Raw genomic sequence first — 23646 nt, 5'->3', positions numbered from 1 at the left:
GGCTCCTCCTTTCTTCTTACAGTACAGATTCTTTTTTCTTTAATACAACATCTGTTAAACAATCAATAAATGCGTCCGATGCATTTGGCATTTCTGGACGATAATATTTTGCACCAATTTCATCCGTTACAACTTTACACTCAAAGTCGTTGTCATATAAAACTTCTAAATGTTCCGCAACAAATCCAACTGGTGCATATACGAATGAAGTATAACCATGCTTTTCATTTAGTTCTCTCGTTAAATCTTGTACATCTGGACCAATCCAAGGATCTGGTGTGTTTCCTGCACTTTGCCAGCCTACTGCATAGTTTGCTACTTCAGCTCCGCGCGCGATATAATCCGCTGTTTCATTTAATTGATCTGGATATGGATCGCCCATTGCAATAATTTTCTCTGGTAAGCTATGTGCAGATACGATTAATACTGCTTTTTCACGCTCTGCATCTGACATACCGTTATATATACCTTTCACTGCATCAACCCAGTACTGGATGAATTTCGGCTCTTTATACCAGCTATCAATGCCGTGAATTGTTAAGTTTCCAAGTTTCTCAGCTTCTTCTTGTGCTCGTCCAACGTACGATTTCACGCTAAACGTAGAATAGTGAGGTGCAAGAACAAGTGCGATTGCATCTTGTATTCCGTCGTTATGCATATCTTTCACCGCATCTTCAATAAACGGTTCAATATGTTTTAAGCCAAGATACATATGGTACTCTACTTCATCTTGTACTTCATTTAAACGCTTCTCTAACTTCTTAGCTTGCTCTAATGTAATAGTAGCTAAAGGAGAAATACCACCAATTGCACGGTAACGCTCTGTTAAATCTTCCAGCATTTCAGGACTTGGCTTTCTTCCTCTGCGAATATGTGTATAGTAACGTTCAATATCTTCTTCTTTATATGGCGTTCCGTATGCCATTACAAGCAAACCAATTTTCTTTTTCATACAGCAATGCTCCTTTACTTCGCTAACTGCCCTTTAGAGTATTCATGAATAAATGTAGTTAAACGTTTTAATGTATCTGGATTTACTTCTGGGAATACACCGTGACCTAGGTTAAAGATATAACCCGGCTGTTTCATCCCTTGATCTAAAATACCTTTTACATGTTCTTCAATAACAGACCATGGTGCAAGTAAGAATGAAGGGTCCATATTACCTTGTACCGCCTTATGAACGCCCCGTGCACGTGCTTCTTCAATCGGTAAGCGCCAGTCTAAGCCGACTACATCAAGCGGTAAGTCGTGCCACTCATTCACTAAGTGTGCAGCTCCTACGCCGTGCATAATCATTGGAACACCCATCTTACGAACTTCTGCAAAAATACGCTCCATTGCTGGTTTAATAAATACGCGATAATCTGCTACATTTACTGTTCCAACCCAAGAATCGAAAATTTGAACTGCTTTTGCTCCTGCGTTAATTTGCGCTTTTAAATATGTAATAACCATATCTGCTAGTTTATCCATTAAAGCAAACCAAGCTTTTGGCTCTGCATACATGAACGCTTTCGTATTATGGTAGTTACGAGATGGACCGCCTTCAATCATATAGCTCGCTAATGTAAATGGAGCTCCTGAAAAACCGATTAACGGTACGTCTAACATTTCTGTCGTTAATAAACGAATTGTATCTAGTATGTACGGTACGTCATCTTCTGGATTGATTTCCCCTAGTTTTTCTACATCTTGTAAAGAACGGATTGGGTTATCGATAACTGGGCCAATACCTGATTTAATTTCTACATCCACACCAATTGCAGGTAGTGGTGACATAATATCTTTATAAAGAATTGCTGCGTCTACGTTATACTGATCAACCGGCAATTTTGTAACGTAAGCACATAACTCTGGATTGTGTGTAATTTCAAATAAAGAATACTTTTCTTTAATCTTTCTATATTCCGGCTGTGAACGACCTGCTTGACGCATATACCATGCTGGTACATAATCGGTACGTTCCCCCCTACATGCTTTTAAAAATGTCTCATTTATAGTTCTTACCAAGACCCTTGCTCCCTTCCTTACCAATGCTTCGAATACGTTCGATATTTATCTTTTTTTACTATACAGCTTGTAAAAACAAAATGCATAATATTATGTACGTTGTTCATTAAATTGACACAAACACTCGTAAAAACGCTTACTATTTTCACAACATTCTTATTATAACACAGAGAAAAACTATGGTTTAGCTACTTTTGACTTTTCTCCTTCACGATTCGTTTGTGTATTATATGGTACAACGTAAAAGCTCGGTTTTGAAAATATGTTAATGAACTTTTCCTCATATTCCCCAGCACCATTTACAGTGCTAACATGCGTATGAATTCCATTCTCCACTCTATAGATTCGGTACATAATTCTGTTATCTGGAAGTGGTGTCCAGCTTAATTTTGCTTTAAATAAACCGAAAGGGCTAAATGATAATTTCATTTTTACATCTTCAATTTTGCGCAGCCGAATCGGAGCGCCGATTGTTTCCACACCTTCAGGCTTCATAAACTTCTCTTTATGTTCTACATTAGCCTTCGTTAAAATTTTCTTAAACAATTTTGTCGCAGATGCACTTTCTCCTTGCAACTGATGCTCCTTATCCGTACGGTCATAACCAATCCAAACAGCGCCTACTAAGTTCGGTGTATAACCAACGAACCACATATCTCTTGCTCCCTTATCGTCATTTGGCAATGAAGTTGTACCCGTTTTTCCAGCTAACGCACCGTTATATACACCAACTCTCGCTGTTCCTTCCTTCACAACTCCTTCTAACATTTTCGTCATATACCATGCTGTCTGCTTCGAGAAGATTTTTGTCTCTACTTTTGGAGATTCCCCAATGACTGCACCGTGTCTATTTAATACTTTATCAATAACGTGCGGCTCGATAATATTTCCATTTGCTAAAAATGAACGATACATTTTTACAAGATCAAATGTTGAAACGCCATTTTTCAATCCGCCAAGCGCTGTACTTAAACCAGCATCTGCAATATGAACATTTCCTTTTTCTAAATATTGCTTTCCTTCTTCTACCCCTAACTCATTTAATAAAGAAACTGCCGGTACATTTGCCGACTCTAAAATCGCATCATACATCGTCATTTCTTTTGAATACTCATGATTATAATTTCGAGGTTCATACCCTTCAAAAGAATTTCTTTCGTTCGTTAATAAAGAATACGGATTATACTTTTTCGTTTCTAGTGCTGGTGCATAAACGATAAGTGGTTTTAAAACAGATCCAGGCTGCCTTTTGGCAAAAACACGATTAAATCCTCTCGGGACGTACTTTCTTCCCCCAATCGCCGCTTTAATCCCTCCCGTACGATTATCCATTAATAAGAAAGCACCTTGCGCCCCCTCTTCTTTCCCAGGGAAATTCCTTGCATCTTGAAACTGGTTATATGCTACCTTTTGAATCTTTTCATCCATAGGTACGACAAACGTATATCCTCCGCGAAGTACTTCTTGATGAGACAATCCGTATAAACGAGCGGCTTCATCTATGACCATATCAATATACGGCATATATGCAAGCTCATTCTCATCTAAATTTTTATATAGAGCAATTGTCTTCCCTTGATAACGAACGCTTTCTTCTGCAGTCAAATAGCCTTGTTTATGCATAAGTGACAACACTAGATCACGGCGTTCCTTACTCTTCTCTGCAGAATAGTACGGTGAATATCCGTTTGGTGATTTCGGAAGGCCTGCAAGCATTGCCCCTTCCTCTACTGTTAAATCCTCAACATTTTTATTAAAATACAACTTTGCTGCCGCTTGAATGCCGTAAGCCCCATGACCAAAATAAATATGATTCATATACATTTCAAGAATTTGTTGCTTCGTATATTTTTGCTCTAATTGAAGAGAAATTGCGACTTCCTTCAATTTGCGCGTAAATGTTTTTTCACGAGTTAAAAAGACGTTTTTAGCGAGTTGCTGCGTAATGGTACTACCGCCCTCTACCTTCTCTCTAGCTAACGTATCTTTATAAAGAGCACGGAATATAGACGGATAATCAATCCCTTGATGCTCATAAAAACGAGAATCTTCCACCGCAACAAACGCCTGCTGCACATACTTCGGAATTTGCTCGATTGGTACGAGCTCTCTATTTTCTACGTATAATTTCGTAATTTCTTTCCCTTTCTGGTCAACGATACGTGATGAAGAGTGGAAAACGAGCTGCTTTTCATCCATCATATAGCCACCAGCTAACACGATAAGTTTATAGATTACAATCGCTACTACGAACGTTGCGACGCCGCCTAATAAAGTCCACTTTACTTTCTTCATACATCGTCCTTCTTTCCAAATGATGGTACATTTATTATTTGAAAAAGAAGTATCTTTATGTATATAATCTTCGAAGTTTTTTAAGAGAGTTGATATAATAGAAACAAACTATTAAGGGGGCATTAAAATGAAGGCTATTATTTCATACGAAACACCTCTAGAACAAGCACATTTCACTGCAAAAAATGATGAAAAAAATATGTTTTATAAAGAAAATACAGAAGAATCTGTAGAAGGCTCACTTAAGTATGACGTACTAGATGCTGTCGGTGAATTTAAAGGACAACCTGGCTATATCGTTTGTAACAACATTTCTGTCACAGACGAAGGTCGCCCAGTATTCGAAAACCGCTTTAAAAACCGCGCAGGCCTTATTGAAAACGAACCAGGATTCCAAGCGATCCGTGTTCTACGCCCATTAAGTAACGATACATACGTCATCTTAACGATGTGGGAAACAGAGCAAAACTTTAAAGACTGGACAGAATCACGTTCATTCGAAAACGCTCATAAAAAACGTCCCACGCAAGCAGAAGGACAAGCTCCAGCGCATCCACATGCGGAACAGCAAAAGAGTATTTTCTCTCGTCCATCTTTTGTGACTACTTTTGATGTGTTAGTTTAATTAAAACATAATACAACACTAACAGTACGTGAAATTATATTAACGATTTTCCGAATATATCTATCATATCTTTGAATATATCAACGATTTTCCGAATATATCTATCATATCTTGAAATATATCAACGATTCGACTAAAGATATCAATTTAATGACAAAAAGGAAACACCATTACACACCGGTGTTTCCTTTTTCTTTGTACCAATTATATATACGAAGTGAATCTTTTTTTCTCATATGCTTTACTTCATAACCCCGCCCGGCTACCGCTACAAGAGTTGTACATAATTCATCTTTTCTTTGAAAATACGATTGATTATAACCTACTGCTTGAACATGTCTTCTTCGCATTATTCCTGTATATTTCGAAAAATTACGATATACAACCGTTAGTTGATTTTCTCTTAATTCATAACCGCCACTTTTATATCTAGCATACGCAAGTAACGAAAACACGATAAATAACGGTAAAATAACAAACAACGCAATATATTGTTTAAAAAATATACTCACGCTGGCAATTAGAACTGTGAGTATGATACTTATTAACCAGCCCACAATGAAATAACGACGCAACGCTGTTTTTGGTAAGTGAACGATCTCCGCTTCGATTTCATATGGTAACTCTAAATATGTGATCAGGTGCTGTACATCTTTTTTCTTCATAAATGGATGCAACATTACTCCGTTACTTGCTGCTCCAATACTTTGAATTGCTTCCACTTCAACAGCACAATAGCCAAACGGCTGGCGAAGCATACCTTCTTTTACAGTAATCGCTTGAATGCGGTGCAATTTTAAGACAAACTCTTTCTTTTCAAATAATCCTTGAACGATACGAATCTCTTCCCCTTTTCGCTCAATTTTAAAGTTTGCATATTTCAACACATATCCAGCCGTGGAAATAATCCACGAAATTCCCATTAAAATTAATGCAATTACAATTAGTTTATAAACACCGTTTCCCATCACATACGCTTCTACTTTACTTGTGAATCCTTCAGGAAGAACAAAATCAAACTTTGTGTAAAGAAGTACTAGTCCAGAGAACACTAGTCCGAACCGACCAGATGTAATCGCTGCGGCTAAAACCTCTTTCGCTGTTAACTGATAAACCGTCTTGCTTTCTTCCTCTTCTATTTCTTCTTTTACAGTAGTTTCTTTCTTATGTAATAAAGAAATTAAATGTTTTGCCTCGTCTTCTTTAATACCAGCCAACATCACTTCTGGTTCATTACCACCACCAGCTACTTCTATATTTAACTTCATAAGTCCGAGCATTTGATAAATGATGTTAGAAGACGTACTAATATTTTGTACACGCTCTTTATTTAAATAGCTTTCCTTCTTTACAAAAACACCGTGCTTTATATGTAAAATATTATTCTCAATCCAGTACACTTTAAAATACCATTTAATTGCTGAAAAAATAGCCATGATGAATAAAACAACCAGAAGAAAAAGATAAAATAAATACCAAGGTTCCACTTGTTCATCAGGTTTAAATAAAACAAGAATAATAAGTGGCAACAAACTCGCAATCCTAATACCTAACAATATCGTAATCGGATGTTGCCTCTTATACATCCTTATCACTCACTTTCGCAAGTTCTCCAATTTGTCTTTTCAGCTGTTCTGCTTCTTCTTTCGTTAAACCTGGAATACTATGAGAAGTTGCGGCTGTTGAAATATGTAATTCTGCTAAATTATACTTTCTCATGATCGGCCCTTGCTCAATCGTTACGTGCTGCACACGGATCATCGGAATAAGTACGCGTTTTACAACGAACATTCCCTTTTGAATCTCAATCTCTTCTTCATTTAATCTGTAACTATAATAGCGCTGACGTAAATTTGGAAACACAAAATAATCAAGTGGAATAAATGTAATAGCTCCTGTTACTAATAGTCCAAACAACCAGCCCCACCAGTTAAAGTTAATCATAAAAAAGAAATACGCAATTACGACTGTTAGTATAACTGCCGTCCCAATTAAAGCGTGAATTCGCCACACTTTCAGCATATTAGAATGAATCTCCCTTTCTAACGGCTGCATCTCATCACTCCAATTCTATGAATTTATTACTTATATATTATCAAAAAATAAGATTTCATATACATTTTTGTAAATTTATAGTCAAATAAAAATAGTTGAATCAAAAGCATATTAAAGAAACACACACCTCAGTTTTGAAAATTATGTATTATAAATATGAATTATATTGAACTAAAATAAACCTTACATGATTCATGTAAGGTTTATCGTTTTATACACAATATATTTCATTATTGTTGAGATATACTAGCATCGCTTTCAATTCGCTTTTCTTTTTGGCTCAGTTTTTTATCTTTAGATTTTTTTAATGTTAAAGTCATGCCAATAAAAATAAAAAGAATTCCTGTTATTTGCATTAAAGTTGGACGGAATCCAGTAAGTACAGTATCTAATAATATTGCCACTGCCGGATCTAAAAAAACTAATATTGAGATGGTTTTTGTAGACAAATAGCGTAAACTATCAAAAAACAGATAATATACTATCCCTGTGTGAATAAAACCAGTAGCTATAATATATGTCCAATTACTTTGAGTGAGGCCACTAAAAGCATCTAAATCTATAAATGGTATTAAAAGAAATATCCCCAAGAATGTTTGTAAAAATGTCATTGCATACGCACTCATTTTGTTAATCCCTTTACCAAATAAAGTTGTAAATGCATAAAAGAGAGCTGCAAGAAATCCCCATATCATACCTGAAGACATTAATGAACCGAAAGAGAAGCTTCCATCGATACCAGCAATTAATAAAGCTCCTGCAAAACACACAATTATTGAAATGATAGATATGAATGTTAATTTTTCTTTAAAGACGATACTTCCAATTAACAGTACAATTACTGGTGCAAGATGATAAACTGAGATAGCAATGGTGACTGACATATTTTCAAAGGCTTTAAATAAGAAAACCCAATTAAATACTAAGAAAAAACCACATATTAAAACTTGAACAACTTCTTTTCGTTCCCATTTATCTTGTTTATATTGCCCTGTAAGCAACCAGCATACACTTAAAAATATTGTCGCAAAAATACACCTTACAAACACTAATTCAAACGAAGGTAAGTTTGTTTGAACCGAAAAAAAGCCAACTGATCCAAAGATAACCATTGATGCTATCATCTTTAAGGCCGGTACCGTTTTCTCTTGCTTAAAACTCTTTTGAAGCAAATTAATCCCCCTCCAATAAAAACTCGGTTTATAGTGAGAAAAACACCAGCCTAAAAAAAGGACAGGTGCTTTTCCTCAAAAACACTCAATTATAAATTTTTCCCAGCAGTCCAACCACCATCAATTACAAAATTAGAACCAGTAATAAAGCGGGCCTGATCAGAAATCAAGTAATCAATACATGAAACAATATCCTGCGGCAACCCCCAAGTATCTAAAGATTGATTACTTTTTATCATAGACATCAAGGCTTTATTACTAAAGTATTCTTCTGTAAGTTCAGTTCTAATAACACCGGGAGAAATACTATTTACCCTTATATTTTGCTTACCAAATTCCATAGCCATCTGTTTAGTCAATCCGATTAAAGCATGCTTTGATGCAACATAAGCAGCTCGCTCTGGTTCAGCCATTAATCCAGAAACCGATGCTATATTCACAATACAACCTTTTATTTTCGATTCACACCATCGCTTAGCTACTTCCCTAGAAAGGATAAATGGGGCTACTAAATTTACATCAATTACTTTTTTAAACATATCATCGGATAAATGTAAAACAGGTGTTATCTCTCGAATACCAGCTGCATTTATTAATATATCAGGAGAAAGCTTTTCTAAATCTAATTGAGTAAAAAGATTATGAATCGCTTCGCTATTACTTAAATCAATTTGCACTACTTTCAAAGGCATATCTGTTTTCATATAATCTATTAAATTATTATTATGAATATCAAGCGCTATTACATGAAATGATTTTTCTAAAAAGTATTTTATACAAGCATGACCTATACCGCTATTGGCTCCAGAAATCATAATTATTTTATTCTCTCTCATTTTGTCTCCTTATAAGAAAATGTTACTAATAAAATATCACGAAAAGCCTCCGTACTACATTCTGTTCCAAGTGGCGTTACGGCATGGAAGACCTTTTGTCCAAATACTAAAGTTTCTAAAGGCTCCTTCAAACTTATAAACTGATTAATTTCTCGAGGAGAATTAGCTATTAAATTATCTCCACCAATAGCTGTATTACTTAAATTCATAAGGTGTAAAAACACTACTGGTTCATCATCTTTATGTAACCAAATAGGTGAACTAAAAGATGGTCTTTCTTTAGTAGCTTTATATCTTACTTGATGTAAACCTATAATTAAGTCTTTACTTGTATCTATTATATTTGTTTTAAATGCAAATTCAGTATCGAAACGCACGATATTCTGAATTAAAGGATTGCATAAAAAGCTATCATTTATGCCATTGAACTGTCTAACTTTCCCGCCATCGTCATAGTTATATTCTTTAGATTGGAAGTAATCATTACTATTATCTAAAATATAATCTGGTGAATCAACATACTTTATATACCTTGAATAAGATCTAGCACGGCATTCACCGTACGCATCATCTTCCAAATTATAATAATCTAACTGTGCTTGTGTTAATAAACGATGATTCTCTTCCTCTTGTAAAAAGATTTCATTTGAGATTTCAAGGAATCCTTTAGATTCAAATTCATGTACCTTTTCTTCTATGCTAAACCCATTCATTTTACTAAGAACAAACGTCATTATAAAAACCTCCACACTATTGTATTTTTCTATCTCACCCTATGTTAGAAATGCAATAAGTAACCGAGATTCTTGCTTAATAAAATTTTAAATTATGATATTCAATTAATACACCAAATGAAATATATGTAATTCATTAAAATTATTTATTAAGCAATATTATATATCCTTTTGGTTATTTTTTCTAATTATCTGAAGATTTATCAACATTAGTCTTAATATTCGAAATTAAAGAAATGGATTTTTCAGAAAGATAAAACTGCGCGTATTGCAATTATTTATGTATATAACTTTTTTAAAAATTATATTTTAAATATAGCTAGTTTTTTATAAATTTTTTGATATAATTACATACGGGAAAAGGGAAGAATTTTGTCTTCCCTTGTGTTTTTATTTGCATCTAGTACTTTTGCTAGATGCTTTTTTTTATGCTAAAAAAGGTATCCTCAAATACTTTGAGGATACCTTTTCACCTTTATTATCTCTGCTGTTTTCTACCTAATACGAGTAACCCAAAACTCATCATTACAAGAAGTGCTCCCATATATGGTTCCACAGGCATTTTCTGCCCTGTCTTCGGTAATTCTTTTTCAGGTTTCTCTGGATTCGGTGTCCCTGGCTTTTCTGGATCTGGTGTTCCAGGTTTTTCTGGATTCGGTGTTCCAGGTTTTTCTGGATCTGGTGTTCCAGGCTTTTCTGGATTCGGTGTTCCAGGCTTCTCCGGATCCGGTGTTCCAGGTTTTTCTGGATCTGGTGTTCCAGGCTTTTCTGGATTCGGTGTTCCAGGCTTCTCCGGATCCGGTGTTCCAGGCTTTTCTGGATCTGGTGTTTCTGGACCTGGTGGTGCTAAATGATTCAATTTGTTTAATACTTCTAATTGAACTGCATTTATCATTCCATTTGTAATTTCAAATGGAATTGGATTAGTTAATTTTTCATATCCTTTTGGTGCTTCTACTTCTACTAGTGTGTAGTTACCTACAGATAGATCTGTGATTTTTGCCTTTCCATCTTTATCTGTTGTTACTTTCACTACTACTTTTCCCTTTTCATCATGAACTTCAAACACAGCTCCTGATAAGACTTCCTTGCTTTCAGCGGCCATTTTTGTAATCTCCACTGCACCTTTGTCTAACTGTTCGTTCTCTACTTTCAATGATAAGACTTTTGTCATACCTTTTGTAATTTCGAATGATACTGGTTCCGTTAACTTTTTGTAACCTGGTAAGCTCTTCGTCTCTACTAATTTGTATTTTCCTACTGATAGATCTGAAACGTTTGCTTTTCCTTCTTTATCCGTCGTTACTTTCGCAACTACTTTGCCTTTTGAGTCACGTACTTCAAATACAACATTTTCTAATGGTGCTTTACTGTCTTTATCTATTTTTGTGATTTCTACATTCCCCGTATCTACCATTTCATTTTCTACAGTGAACGCTAAAGATTTTGTCATACCTTTTGTAATTTCAAATGGTACAGGCTTTTCTAATTTTTTGTAGCCTGGTAAACTCTCTACTTCTACTAGCTTGTACTTTCCTACTGATAAATCTGAAACTGTTGCTTTTCCAGCTTTATCTGTCGTTACTTTCGTTACTACCTTGCCTTTGTCGTCTTGTACTTCAAAGACTACACCTGCTAACGGTGCCTTATTATCTTTATCTATTTTTGTAATTTCTACATTTCCCGTATCTACCATTTCATTTTCTATTTTTAATGATAGAACTTCTGTCATACCTTTTGTAATTTCAAACGATACTGGTTCTGTTAATTGTTTGTAACCTGGTAAACTTTCTTTCTCTACTAATTTGTACTTTCCTACTGATAGATCTGAGATTTTTGCTTTACCATTTTTATCTGTTTTTACTTCTGTTACTACTTTTCCTTTGTCGTCTTGTACTTCGAAGACTACGCCTTCTAATACTTTTTGACTATCTTTATCTACTTTTGTGATTTCTACTGAACCTTTGTCTAACTGTTCATTCTCTACTTTTAATGATAAGAATTCTGTCATACCCTTTTTAATTTCGAATGATACTGGCTCTGTTAGCTTTTTGTAGCCTGGTAAGCTTTCTACTTCTACTAGTTTGTAATTTCCTACAGATAGATCTGAAATTTTCGCTTTTCCTTCTTTATCTGTTGTTACTTTTGTTACTACTTTGCCTTGCTCATCTTGCACTTCGAATGTTACGCCTTTTAATAACGCGCCACTTTCTTTGTCCACTTTTGTAATTTCTACTGAGCCTTTATCTACTAATTCGTTCTCTACTTTTAGTGATAAAACTTCTGTCATGCCTTTTTTAATTTCAAACGATACTGGTTTTGCTAGTTTTTTATATCCTGGTAAGCTTTCTACCTCTACTAGCTTATATTTTCCTACTGATAAATCTGAAATTGTTGCTTTTCCTTCTTTATCTGTCGTTATTTTTGTTACTACTTTATCTTTTTCATCTTGCACTTCGAATGTTACGCCCGCTAATACTGCGCCACTTTCTTTGTCCACTTTTGTAATCTCTACTGAACCTTTATCTAACAGTTCGTTCTCTACTTTCAATGATAAAACTTTCGTCATACCTTTTGTAATTTCGAATGATACTGGTTCCGTTAACTTTTTGTAACCTGGTAAGCTCTTCGTCTCTACTAATTTATATTTTCCTACTGATAGATCTGAAACGTTTGCTTTTCCTTCTTTATCTGTCGTTACTTCTGTTACTACTTTGCCTTTGTCGTCTTGTACTTCGAAGACTACGCCTTCTAATACTTTTTGACTATCTTTATCTACTTTTGTGATTTCTACTGAACCTTTGTCTAACTGTTCATTCTCTACTTTTAATGATAAGACTTCTGTCATACCCTTTTTAATTTCGAATGATACTGGTTCTGTTAGCTTTTTGTAGCCTGGTAAGCTTTCTACTTCTACTAGTTTGTAATTTCCTACAGATAGATCTGAAATTTTCGCTTTTCCTTCTTTATCTGTTGTTACTTTTGTTACTACTTTGCCTTGCTCATCTTGCACTTCGAATGTTACGCCTTTTAATAACGCGCCACTTTCTTTGTCCACTTTTGTAATTTCTACTGAGCCTTTATCTACTAATTCATTCTCTACTTTTAGTGATAAAACTTCTGTCATACCTTTTTTGATTTCGAATGATACTGGTTTCGCTAGTTTTTTATATCCTGGTAAGCTTTCTACCTCTACTAGCTTATATTTTCCTACTGGTAAATCTGAAATTGTTGCTTTTCCTTCTTTATCTGTCGTTACTTTTGTTACTACTTTGCCTTTTTCATCTTGCACTTCGAATGTTACGCCCGCTAATACTGCGCCACTTTCTTTGTCTACTTTTGTAATTTCTACTGAACCTTTATCTAACAGTTCGTTCTCTACTTTCAATGATAAAACTTTCGTCATACCTTTTTTGATTTCGAATGATACTGGTTCCGTTAATTTTTTGTAACCTGGTAAGCTCTTCGTCTCTACTAATTTGTATTTTCCTACTGATAGATCTGAAACGTTTGCTTTTCCATCTTTATCTGTCGTTACTTCTGTTACTACTTTGCCTTTGTCGTCTTGTACTTCGAAGACTACGCCTTCTAATACTTTTTGACTATCTTTATCTACTTTTGTTACTTCCACATTTCCCTTGTCTAACATTTCGTTTTCTACTGTTAAAGTAAGAGATTTTGTCATACCTTTTTCAATTTGGAAAGTAATCGGATCTACTAATTGTTTATATCCTTTTGGTGCTTTTACTTCTACTACCTTGTATGTGCCGACTGATAAATTAGTAACTTGTGCTTGTCCTTTTTTATCTGTCGTTATTTTAGCGACTACTTGTCCTGCTTCATCTTGAATTTCAAAGACTGCATCAGCTAAAGCATCTTTATTTTCTTTATCTACTTTTGTAATTTCTACATTTCCTGTATCCACTAATTCATTTTCTACAGTCAATTGTAATGCTGTTACTCTACCCTTTTCAATTTCGAATGAAATTGGCTTTTCTAGTGGTTTGTATCCTGCCGGTGTTTCTACTTCTACCAACTCATACTTTCCAATAGATAAATCTGAAACGTTTGCTTTTCCTTCTTTATCCGTTTTTACTTTCGCAACTACTTTTCCTTTTGAATCACGTACTTCAAATACAACATTTTCTAATGGAGCTTTACTATCTTTATCTATTTTTGTTATCTCTACATTCCCTGTATCCACCATTTCATTTTCTACTTTTAATGATAGAACCTCAGTCATGCCTTTTTTAATTTCAAATGATACTGGTTTTTCTAACTTTTTATAACCAGGTAAACTTTCTACCTCTACTAATTCATACTTTCCTACAGGTAAATCTGAAACATTTGCTTTTCCTTCTTTATCTGTCGTTACTTTCGTAACTTCCTTACCCTTTTCATCTTGTACGATGAATGTTACTCCCGCTAACGGTGCTTTATTATCTTTATCTATCTTTGTTATCTCTATATTTCCCGTATCTACCATTTCATTTTCTATTTTTAATGATAAGATCTCGGTCATACCTTTTGTAATTTCAAACGATACTGGCTCTGTTAATTTCTTATAGCCTGGTAAACTTTCTTTCTCTACTAATTTGTACTTTCCTACTGATAGATCTGAGATTTTTGCTTTACCATCTTTATCTGTTTTTACTTCCTTTACTACTGTTCCAGCTTCATCTTGCACTTCAAAGACTACGCCTTTTAATGCTTTTTTGCTGTCTTTATCTATTTTTGTAATTTCTACTGAACCTTTATCTAACTGTTCATTTTCTACTTTCAACGATAGGACTGTTGTCATACCTTTTGTAATTTCGAATGATACTGAATCTGTTAGCTTTTTGTAGCCTAGTAAACTTTTCGTCTCTACTAATTTGTACTTCCCTACTGATAAATCAGAGATTTTTGCTTTACCATCTTTATCTGTTTTTACTTCTGTTACTACTTTGCCTTGCTCATCTTGCACTTCGAAGACTACGCCTTCTAGTACTTTTTGGCTATCTTTATCTATTTTTATAATTTCTACTGAGCCTTTGTCTAACTGCTCATTTTCTACTTTTATTGCTAAAGCTTTTGTCATACCTTTTTTTATTTCAAATGGTACTGGTTCTGTTAGCTTTTTATAACCTGGTAAGCTTTTCGTCTCTACTAATTTGTACTTTCCTACTGATAGATCTGAAACGTTTGCTTTTCCATCTTTATCTGTTACTACTTTTCTTACTACTTCATCTTTCTCATCTTGGACTTCAAATTCGACACCCGCTAATACTGCTCCGTTTTCTTTGTCCACTTTTGTAATTTCTATATTACCTTTGTCTACCATTGCATTTTCCACTTGTATTGGGAATATGCCGTCCCCTGTTACATTTACTTCGAACTCTGCTTCTTTTAATTGGTAGCCTTCAGGCGCTTTCGTTTCTTTTAAAATATATTTCCCTGGTGCTAACGGTTTAGAGATTGCCTTACCATCTTTATCTGTAACAATATGTTCGACTACTACACCGTCTTTTACTATATCAAACTCTGCATTTGCTAATGGTTTTTCACCATTTTCCGAATCAATTTTCTTTACTTCAATTTGACCCTTTTGCATAGTATTTTTAATTTCAATTGTTTTTGTTTCTCCAGCTTGAAGTGTAACCTCTACTGGACTTGTTAATTTTTGATATCCTTCTGGTGCTACTGTTTCATATACTTTATACGTCCCAGGAGCTAAAGGTTGAGGTACTGAAAAACCTTTTTCGTCCGTTTTCAGTTTTGCAACAACTTCATTTGCACTATTTCGGACTTCAAATTCGGCACCTTTTAACCCTTTGTTCGGATTCTCAGAATCTATTTTATGAAGCGATACTGTACCATCTTTTGGAGCTTCAGGCGGCGTAATAGTTACTTCTTTTGATGTTAATGTTTTATCATCAAAATGTAATTCCGCTTTATTAGGAATCTTCTTATCTACGTAAGAAGATAAGTCTGCATCATTTTTAATTTTCGCCTTGATACTAAGATTAATTATCTGGTCTTCATACGACTTATAGTCAAAACTCTCACCAAACGTAAATGTTACTTCACTTCTTTGTTTATCTATATTTAACGTTCCTTTAGAAGTAATATCTTGGCCATTTTGATCATACACTTTTGCCTCTAATACTTCTAAAACATCTTCTAAATCATCACGAATTACCATTGATGTGTATTTAGGAGGATCGTTCGGTATATGTGTACCAACTTGGTATTGAATCACTTGATCCATTTTTGTTAACTGCTCATTCTCTACAAGCTTGCCATTCTCATCAACTATATTTTTTTCAATGCTAGGTGGATTATTGTCACCTGAACCGGATCCTCCCCCACCACTTACAAATACTTGTCCTACTTTTTCTTCAGTTTTAATATTTTTACCTTCTAATTTCACAGTATTTTTATGAGGCTTCGCAGCAGGATTTGTAACCTTTGTTTTATATCTTAAAATATAGCCTTTTGAACTGTCTGGAAACTCAATTGTAAATCCAGCCTTTGTTGCATTAATTTTAATGTTAGATAAATCTGCTGGCTTAATATTTGTTGGTGCATAACCATCTTCAAATACAGCCTCTTCTAATACTACGCTGTCTGTAATTAACTCATGCCCAGGTCCTAATGTATCTGTTAATTTAAGATCTTGCATTTCTGTTCCAGTTGCATTTACATATACAAGCCAATCAGCAATCGAAGGATCTTCTTGATTATAAGAACCCCATTTCAATAGATTATCTGTATTGGGCTGTGGCTTCGGTCTCTCTGTCGTATTACTTACATTTACTTCTTTATTGACGATTTGACCATCAACGTTAAATTCTAATGGAATTTCTTTAACACCATCATATGCTTCTAGACCAAAGTAGAATTCTACGAATAAAGAACCTTTAATGTTATTCTTTCCTTCTACGTAATCCCCCATAGTACACGTTAATAGACCCTTTTTCATCTCACATGTACCAACTATTTTTCCTTCAGTATCTTTTAAAGGAAAACTCATATTCATAAGGTCTTTTCGAAACTCTTTTGGCATATCAATTGTGAATTGATCTCCACTTTTTATTTTTTCTTTAGCTGACCACTTCACTTCTACTTTCATACCATCTGAGGCTTGATACGGTTCAGATGTCGTGCCATCAGTACGGGAAATATTAATTTCGTCCACTGGACTTTTCATCACAGCAGCTTGAATAACTGGAGCCCACACATTCAGCACTGAAAATAATACTAGAAAAACTAATGAAACCATTGAAATATGTCTTTTAGTACTTTTCATTTGCATAGTTCCCTCCTATTTTTTATATTTATATAACAAAAAAAGACCGTCCGGTTGCATCAAAAATGTGCAACCAGACGATCTTAGTAACCAATATGTATTACCGTAGACTCTAAGCTTTGCGGCCTATCCTTTCGAATAGTGTGCTAAAAATATCTTTTATTCTTTTTTTGTTTCATTTTCCTCTTAAACCAAATATTACTATACCGTCTGGACGGTTATAATTCAATACTCTATAAAATTGTTCTATTTTTCTAATAAAAAAAATAATTCACCACTACATTAAAGAAGCAACGGTGAATTATTTTTACATTCTATAGTTCGTATATTCTATTTATATGAATTCCTAATAAGAGCTTGAATCACTTTTTCTCTTAACTCAGGGCTTAGTCTTCCAACCCCTAAATATTCCGAATACCATAATCCATCTGCTGCTAATCTAATAATTGTTGCACAAACTGCATCTATCTCATCGTTTTCTATATTCTTTTGCAGTTGCTGAAATGATTGTTGTAATGGCTCAAGTAATTCAGGTTTTAACATGAATGCTGCCATCATACTACTAGATAACTCTTCTGTTCTTCTCTCATTATTTAATCTTTCCTCTACAAAAGAGCGAACCCATCTCCCTTTCTTCTCTGCGTCTTCCGCTACTTTATTGTAAATGGCTCCCTCATAATCCTCTACCCCTCTGACTATCATACCTTCTATTAAAGCTTCTTTATTTGAAAAGTGATACAATAATCCACCTTTACTTACACCCGCCTCTTTTGCCACTGCTTCTAAGGTTAATTTAGCAACCCCTTTACATTGCACAATTTGAGAAGCGGCCGCCAAAATCTTTTGCCGCGTTATGCTTATACTCATTCCTTTTTAAAACCCCATTTCTACTAAATTTATATAAATACGAATCTTATTTTTAATATTGTTGATTACTACTAAGTATTTTCTTTATACAACAAAAGCTTCATTACCTTTGAATTTTTAGTTACTTATTCTATTAAAAATTTCCATATCATTCAATATGATAACATTAAATACACAAAGCTGACTATACATCTATACTTTTGTATTTATTGAAAATATATCCATTAATAAAATTTACCGATTTATTCCTTCTTATTACTTTAAGACAGCAGTAATTCTTTCAGTACTAAATAAAAAATGTTATTACTCCCATTAAATTGAGTAATAACATTCTACTTAACAAATTCGCTGCCAACTAGCATCCTTCACATCTTCACTAGTCGGTTTTCTAACTGATCCAATAAAGTGAAACTTTATATCCGCAACATGGACAGGTGTATTTCATTTTGTCACTCCATTATTAACTTGTTTTCCCATATATTCCGACTCACAAAGAATGTAACAGCACAAATCATAGTTATCCCCATGAAAAATGTATTAGAATCTTCATATGTAGTTGGAATGCCTACGGTTACGAAAACAATACTAAAAGCTAAAAATAGATATAATAATAAAGATATAATATAGCTTAGTTTAAATCGTAAAATGATACCTCTAAACAATAGCTCACCAAGTAGACAGCCACCTAGAATAATAGGTACTCCGAAATACAATGTAAGGACTCCCATTTGCGCAGTAGATTGAATTATCTTTCCAATTATGTTCGGCGAAACCAGCTCACTATCGTTTCCCATCCTATCATATAAATCAAGTGCTGTTGCTGAAATAAAGAAACTTAATATAGAAAATGAATACGGTATTAAAAATTTGCTCACTCTCATTCACCTCGCTTTTTTCTTTACATATATTATTCATTATTTCCTATCATTTTTACATAAAAAAATAACCCTCTATGATAAAACATAGAGGGTAGCATTTCTATATAAAAATCTATACCTTATCCTGAAGTGAATCCCGAAAATAGGACAAATATCAAAACACCTAAACCATCTGCTATCTGCTCCCTACATTCTTTAGGGTAGATAGTTTATATGTTTTATTAGAAAGTAGTGCCTTCTTTTCTATAATATTCTTTTGAAATCTCTTCATAAAATGCGGCTGATGTCGCGTAGAAATAAGGTGCTAACCATAAGAAACCGATTCCTACAGTAAGAATACTTAAAATGAACCAACCTAAGAAACTTAAGCATAGTAAAAAGTAATCCATTTTATGTCCATTCATCATATGACGACTCTCAGTAATCGCTTGATTCGCTGTATATTCTGGATGATCATTCAAAATAAAATATGTCATAGAATAAGAAAATGATTTAATAATACCTGGAATAATAAGAAGTAATGTCCATAGAGTCAAGTATACATACATTAGTAAATATGTTAAAAACGACTTCATCAACTTACTTCCATCGCTAAACCATCTAAATATATGACCAATGCGAGCATCAGTCCCACGAATTGCATTTAAAACAAGATAATAGGCACCTATTGTTAATGGACCAATAACAAGCATTACTATAATACTTACTGTAAGTGAATCACTTGCTTCTTCCCAACCCCAAAATATCGAGAAAATACCTGTTGTTAGCATTTCAACAGCTCCAATAAGGATTCCAATTAATAAGGTTGCCCCTACCGCTAGTCCCCATCTTCCTTTTAATGCATCAAGTGCTTCTCTTTTCAACTGACTTATCATATATAACCTCCTAATACTATTTCCATTTTATTATACCATTTATATCAAAAATCCCACATATTTTCCTAAAACAGAAGCATATTACCTTTTTTCATACGTATTGATACATGTGTGCTGTAGTTGTACTAATATATGGATTAAACGACTCTTTTCCCTATAACAAAAAAGCCTGCCTTTCATAATAGGCAAGCTTTCTCAAGTTACATCTCATTTATTTTATTCTTATACCAATCCTGCATTCTCTCCGCATCTTCTACTCTCGTATGCTCTATTTTATAACTAGATGATGCACTCGAAAACTTATACGTACATAAATCCGCACGGCGCTGGAAATATGATTGTGTCTTCTCCATTGATTGGACGTGTCTTCTTCTAATAAGTCCTGTATATTTTCCGACGCTACGATAGACAAGTGTAATTTGTTCTCCGTTAACACTGTAACCATTTGTTTTAAATGTTGCGTATCCAAGTGTAAAGATAAGGATTGCGAGCGGTAGTAATGCCCACATGATGTAATACTTTTCAAAGTATATGCCTATTCCAGTAAGCGGGATTGCGAGCATAGCGAAAAAGATGAAACTATCAATGAGATAGCGGCGCAATGCTGCTTTTGGTAACGAAGTAATATTTGCATTCAGTTCGTATGGTAATTGTAAATACGCGAGTAACTGTTGCACTCGATCTTTTCGAATGATAGGATGCAGTGTAACTTTTTCTTTTTCGTCACCCGTTCCCTTACTTTGAATGACTTCTACTTGCACAGCACAATAACCGAACGGTTGGCGTAAAATACTTTCTTTTATCGTAATACCTTGAATACGATGCAATTTTAGTACGAGCTCTTTTTTCTCAAGTAATCCTTGCGAAATGCGAACTTCGTCATTTCTTCGATTCACTGTGAAATCGCCATGTTTTAACGCGTAACCGATTGTAGATATAATCCAAGAAAGAACGAGTAACATGGCTACCATGAAAATCCAGCCATATATATCATGTTCCATTACATACGACTTTACGCCATTCTCTATCCATTTCGGAATGTACTCATCTACTTGGTGATAGACGAAAAAGATTAAAGAGAATAATAGTCCAAATTGACCAGATGTAACAGATGCTAATAAAATCTCTTTCCAAGTTAATTTATATTCTGTCGTTTGTTTTTCCTCTGTAACAATTGCTTTTTCTACTACATTTTCTGCTGCTTCGTCTAACGTTTTTTCTGCTTTCACTTCTGGAGTTGGCTCATTTAGCAAAGTAATAAGCTCCGCCGCTTCTTCTGCCGTAATTCCAGCTAAGCTAACTTCTGCTTCATCGCCCCCGCCAGCTGTTTCAATCTGAATTTTTTTCAAACCGAGCATTTGATATAGTACGTTAGAACTTGTATTAATCGTTTGAACACGTTCTTTATTTAAGTAGCTCTCCTTTTTCACAAAGAGACCTTGTTTCACATGTAATACGTTATTTTCAACCCAGTATGTTGTGTAATACCATTTTTCAAACGCTGAAAAAACGGTGAGTAAACCAAATGCAGCGGGAATTAAATACCAAAACGGGAACTTTCCGTTTAAGCTAAACATGAAAATAATGAGTGGTATAAAGTCTGTTATTTTTAACTCTAATAACATCGTGATTGGATGCTGCCTTTTATACATCCTCATCACTCACTTTCGCTAATTCTGCTATTTTCGTTTTCAACATTTCAGCTTCATACATCGTTAAACCTGGGATGCTATGAGAAGTTGCTGCTGTTGAAATGTGTAATTCTGCTAAGCCATATTTTCTCATAATTGGTCCTTGTTCAATCGTTACGTGCTGTACACGAATCATCGGCACTAATACACGCTTAACAACGAAAAGGCCATGCTGAATTTCAAGTTCTTCTTCATTTAGTTGGTAGCTGTAATAACGTTGACGTAGTTTCGGAAACGTAAAGTAATCAAACGGTGTATATACGATTGTTAATCCGATGAGCACATAGAAAATCCAAGCCCACCAATTAAACTTAATCATAAAGAAAAGATATGCAAAAATGACTATAATACTGATTCCTAGCTCAATTAAAGAACGCGCTTTCCACACCTTGACCATGTCAGGGTGAATTTCATTTTTCAATGAATCCATGTAACCACTCCAAATCTAGTAATCTAATATATGAATACTCTTAATCTACATTTTACATAACTTTACAGAAAATTGAAATTTAATCTTCTTTCTTCTCAGGAATAAAATATCCGAACCAAAGTAACCAAATGAAACCGATTAACTTCATCCAACTTCCATCCGCTTGAAAAGCTTCAATCATACCTGGTATTTTATAAATCCCAATAAATCCAAGAAAACCGAGCCACCAGTTTTTTTGCATTTTCATCTTTACTCCTCCTTCATGACGTTTTTCACATTTCGAATCCAAATTTCTTTATACTTTAAATGGAATCCCATGAGCATATAGTTGCTCATATTATCGATCACAAGCGCTAGCGTATGAGCATTTTCTTCCGTTTCATGTTGTGACACAACGCCCAGTCTCGCGCCTTTCTTCAATAAATCGTGGAAACCATGCAAAAAATCCTCTTGTATTTCAAATAAACGTTTCTGATACTTTTCATTTCGTGATGCAGTTACGATAAATTCATTGATAACGCGTAGTATTCCTTCTTGCCCTTCATACTCAGAGAGCATATGTAAACCATCTGCGATTAGCTTTTCTGCAAAGTTTTCTTTCGTATACCGCTCTTCATTAAAGTACTTTGTAAAATGATAATCAGAAAAAATCTCTTCAAATAAAAAATCAACTAACGCTTCTTTAGAAGAAAAATGATAGTAAATAGCCGGTTTTGAAATACCTACCTCTTTCGCAATCATGGAAAGACTCATCTTCTCAATGCCGTGTTCTGCCATAAGTTTAAATGATGCCTCTACAATGTTCTGCGATGTTTGTAAATTCTTCGTCATACTGTACCTCACTTATTTTTACTTACCGGTCGGTAAGTAAATTATAAAACAAAACGAAATGATTTTCAATTTAGTTAGCACTACAGAAGGTATTTATTGGAAAATACAGAAAGTTATAAAGTAAAAGCAACATATAACAATAAGGAGGATATCATATGGGACTTGGTGGTAATGGCGGTAGTGGTGGTAATGGCGGCGGTGAAGCGGGACAAGCTGGTAAGAGCGGATTTTCATTAATCATTGTACTTTTTATCGTATTGATTATAGTTGGAATTAGCTATATCGGACTTAGCTTCTAAGAAAAGGCGTCCTACATTACATATGTAGGACGCCTTGTTTTTAATCCCTATTCAGCAATCGCATACGATAGCAATTCATCGTCACTTCTCCAAGTCGTTGTAATAATTGATAGTTCGCATATGCGCCGACCGGGGCGCCGATTACCGGGACGAGCTGAAGCATTTTTGCTAAATCGATATAGTCTCGGTATTCTGTTTGGAACTTTTCCCAGTCCATATGATTTTCTTTTTCTGTATCCCACGTTTCGATTGCTTTCCATATTTCTTTTCTGTGATCGTCACTTGAAAAGGCAAGTTGGAAAACATGAAGGATAAAAAGACGCTCTTCTTGTTTACTCGTATCAAATCCGTACAATGTCGCTGCATCGAATAAAAATTTAATTTTAATTGTAAGTAAAAGCGGAAAGTCAGCAAGACCGAGGAGAATACCACCAGCTCCAGTCCCTGCTCCTTCTGCCGCTGCTATTTTTTTGTACTCATCCATTTTTTTACGAACTTCATCGTCACGTCTTTGCAGTGACCATGTCGTCTCTTTTAGCTTCGGCTTTATAAAGTTTGACCCGGCGCTAATCGTTTGCACCATCATACGAATCGTCTCTGTTAGTACCTTTTGTACTTTCGCCGGAATGAGCTGTTGCACCTTCGTCTGCACTTTTTTGGAGAACCGTGTCATCATAGAAGAATCTTTCATGAATGTAGCTTTCCACTGCTCCAATTCTTTTATAACCTTCTCTTCGTATGTAATCATAGGTTC

Annotated in this window: 19 protein-coding genes and 1 riboswitch; of the genes, 2 read left to right on the top strand and 17 right to left on the bottom strand. The window is 34.6% G+C overall.

Translation table 11 applies throughout. From position 1 onward, the window contains the following. Positions 1–16: 16 nt before the first annotated feature. From hemH to ACTFRU_RS08645, 3 genes are all read right to left on the bottom strand, one after another. Complete coding sequence (hemH, locus tag ACTFRU_RS08655) at positions 17–952, bottom strand: ferrochelatase (RefSeq protein ID WP_000726775.1); 936 nt, start codon at positions 950–952, stop codon at positions 17–19. A gap of 14 nt (positions 953–966) precedes the next feature. Continuing rightward, a complete protein-coding gene (hemE, locus tag ACTFRU_RS08650) occupies positions 967–2013 on the bottom strand; it encodes a uroporphyrinogen decarboxylase (RefSeq protein ID WP_000252605.1) in 1047 nt (348 codons plus the stop codon). Between the two features lie 177 nt (positions 2014–2190). Then, positions 2191–4308 (bottom strand): transglycosylase domain-containing protein, encoded by a 2118-nt coding sequence (locus ACTFRU_RS08645; protein WP_000756287.1) that lies wholly within the window; start codon positions 4306–4308, stop codon positions 2191–2193. Between the two features lie 127 nt (positions 4309–4435). Between ACTFRU_RS08645 and hmoB the strand changes: the two genes are divergently transcribed. Continuing rightward, on the top strand, positions 4436–4933 hold the full coding sequence (gene hmoB / locus ACTFRU_RS08640) for a heme-degrading monooxygenase HmoB (protein ID WP_025710381.1): 498 nt from the start codon (positions 4436–4438) through the stop codon (positions 4931–4933). A gap of 170 nt (positions 4934–5103) precedes the next feature. Here hmoB and ACTFRU_RS08635 read toward each other — a convergent pair whose 3' ends face one another. The 13 genes from ACTFRU_RS08635 to ACTFRU_RS08575 all read right to left on the bottom strand — a co-directional run bounded on the left by ACTFRU_RS08635 (position 5104) and on the right by ACTFRU_RS08575 (position 22593). After that, positions 5104–6519, bottom strand: coding sequence for a PH domain-containing protein (locus tag ACTFRU_RS08635; RefSeq protein WP_368936461.1), 1416 nt, complete (start codon positions 6517–6519; stop codon positions 5104–5106). Further along, positions 6512–6988: a PH domain-containing protein gene (locus ACTFRU_RS08630; protein ID WP_001182725.1), complete on the bottom strand. Its 477-nt coding sequence runs from the start codon at positions 6986–6988 to the stop codon at positions 6512–6514. The genes ACTFRU_RS08635 and ACTFRU_RS08630 overlap by 8 nt, the downstream gene beginning before the upstream one ends. 230 nt (positions 6989–7218) lie before the next feature. Next, positions 7219–8160, bottom strand: a complete 942-nt coding sequence (locus ACTFRU_RS08625) for a DMT family transporter (RefSeq protein ID WP_086412765.1) — start codon at positions 8158–8160, stop codon at positions 7219–7221. Between the two features lie 89 nt (positions 8161–8249). Beyond that, entirely contained in the window at positions 8250–8996 is a 747-nt protein-coding gene (locus tag ACTFRU_RS08620; RefSeq protein WP_139849529.1) for an SDR family NAD(P)-dependent oxidoreductase, read from the bottom strand. Then, the gene (locus ACTFRU_RS08615) at positions 8993–9730 is read right to left on the bottom strand and encodes a 2OG-Fe dioxygenase family protein (RefSeq protein WP_000144812.1); all 738 of its coding nucleotides are present in this window, start codon (positions 9728–9730) and stop codon (positions 8993–8995) included. Before ACTFRU_RS08615 ends, ACTFRU_RS08620 begins: the two co-directional genes overlap by 4 nt. A 478-nt stretch (positions 9731–10208) precedes the next feature. Next, positions 10209–17027 carry a SpaA isopeptide-forming pilin-related protein gene (locus ACTFRU_RS08610; RefSeq protein WP_440037602.1) on the bottom strand — a complete coding sequence of 2273 codons (6819 nt, stop codon included), beginning with the start codon at positions 17025–17027 and terminating at the stop codon, positions 10209–10211. A gap of 59 nt (positions 17028–17086) precedes the next feature. Beyond that, a riboswitch (cyclic di-GMP riboswitch) is annotated at positions 17087–17179 on the bottom strand. Positions 17180–17351: 172 nt separating this feature from the next. After that, positions 17352–17888, bottom strand: a complete 537-nt coding sequence (locus ACTFRU_RS08605) for a TetR/AcrR family transcriptional regulator (protein WP_000028016.1) — start codon at positions 17886–17888, stop codon at positions 17352–17354. Between the two features lie 449 nt (positions 17889–18337). Further along, positions 18338–18763, bottom strand: a complete 426-nt coding sequence (locus tag ACTFRU_RS08600) for a hypothetical protein (RefSeq protein ID WP_002098741.1) — start codon at positions 18761–18763, stop codon at positions 18338–18340. Positions 18764–18987: 224 nt separating this feature from the next. Continuing rightward, positions 18988–19641, bottom strand: a complete 654-nt coding sequence (locus ACTFRU_RS08595; RefSeq protein ID WP_000625401.1) for a DUF975 family protein — start codon at positions 19639–19641, stop codon at positions 18988–18990. A 200-nt stretch (positions 19642–19841) separates the two neighbouring features. Beyond that, the gene (locus ACTFRU_RS08590) at positions 19842–21293 is read right to left on the bottom strand and encodes a PH domain-containing protein (RefSeq protein ID WP_440037601.1); all 1452 of its coding nucleotides are present in this window, start codon (positions 21291–21293) and stop codon (positions 19842–19844) included. Then, the gene (locus ACTFRU_RS08585) at positions 21286–21762 is read right to left on the bottom strand and encodes a PH domain-containing protein (protein ID WP_000377670.1); all 477 of its coding nucleotides are present in this window, start codon (positions 21760–21762) and stop codon (positions 21286–21288) included. The genes ACTFRU_RS08590 and ACTFRU_RS08585 overlap by 8 nt, the downstream gene beginning before the upstream one ends. Before the next feature lie 79 nt (positions 21763–21841). Continuing rightward, complete coding sequence (locus ACTFRU_RS08580; RefSeq protein WP_000783808.1) at positions 21842–22009, bottom strand: hypothetical protein; 168 nt, start codon at positions 22007–22009, stop codon at positions 21842–21844. A 2-nt stretch (positions 22010–22011) separates the two neighbouring features. Continuing rightward, positions 22012–22593, bottom strand: a complete 582-nt coding sequence (locus tag ACTFRU_RS08575) for a TetR/AcrR family transcriptional regulator (RefSeq protein WP_000164837.1) — start codon at positions 22591–22593, stop codon at positions 22012–22014. A 155-nt stretch (positions 22594–22748) separates the two neighbouring features. On the opposite strand from ACTFRU_RS08575, the gene ACTFRU_RS08570 reads away from it, so the two are divergent. Further along, entirely contained in the window at positions 22749–22892 is a 144-nt protein-coding gene (locus tag ACTFRU_RS08570) for a YjcZ family sporulation protein (RefSeq protein WP_000522759.1), read from the top strand. Between the two features lie 40 nt (positions 22893–22932). On the opposite strand, the gene ecsC is transcribed toward ACTFRU_RS08570, so the two are convergent. Continuing rightward, entirely contained in the window at positions 22933–23640 is a 708-nt protein-coding gene (gene ecsC / locus ACTFRU_RS08565) for an ecs operon protein EcsC (RefSeq protein WP_000634142.1), read from the bottom strand. Between the last annotated feature and the right edge of the window lie 6 nt (positions 23641–23646).

The sequence above is a fragment of the Bacillus cereus group sp. MYBK220-1 genome, from assembly GCF_051916445.1.
GTDB classification, from domain to species: Bacteria; Bacillota; Bacilli; order Bacillales; family Bacillaceae_G; genus Bacillus_A; species Bacillus_A cereus.
This window is presented reverse-complemented; position numbering and strand designations above follow the sequence as displayed.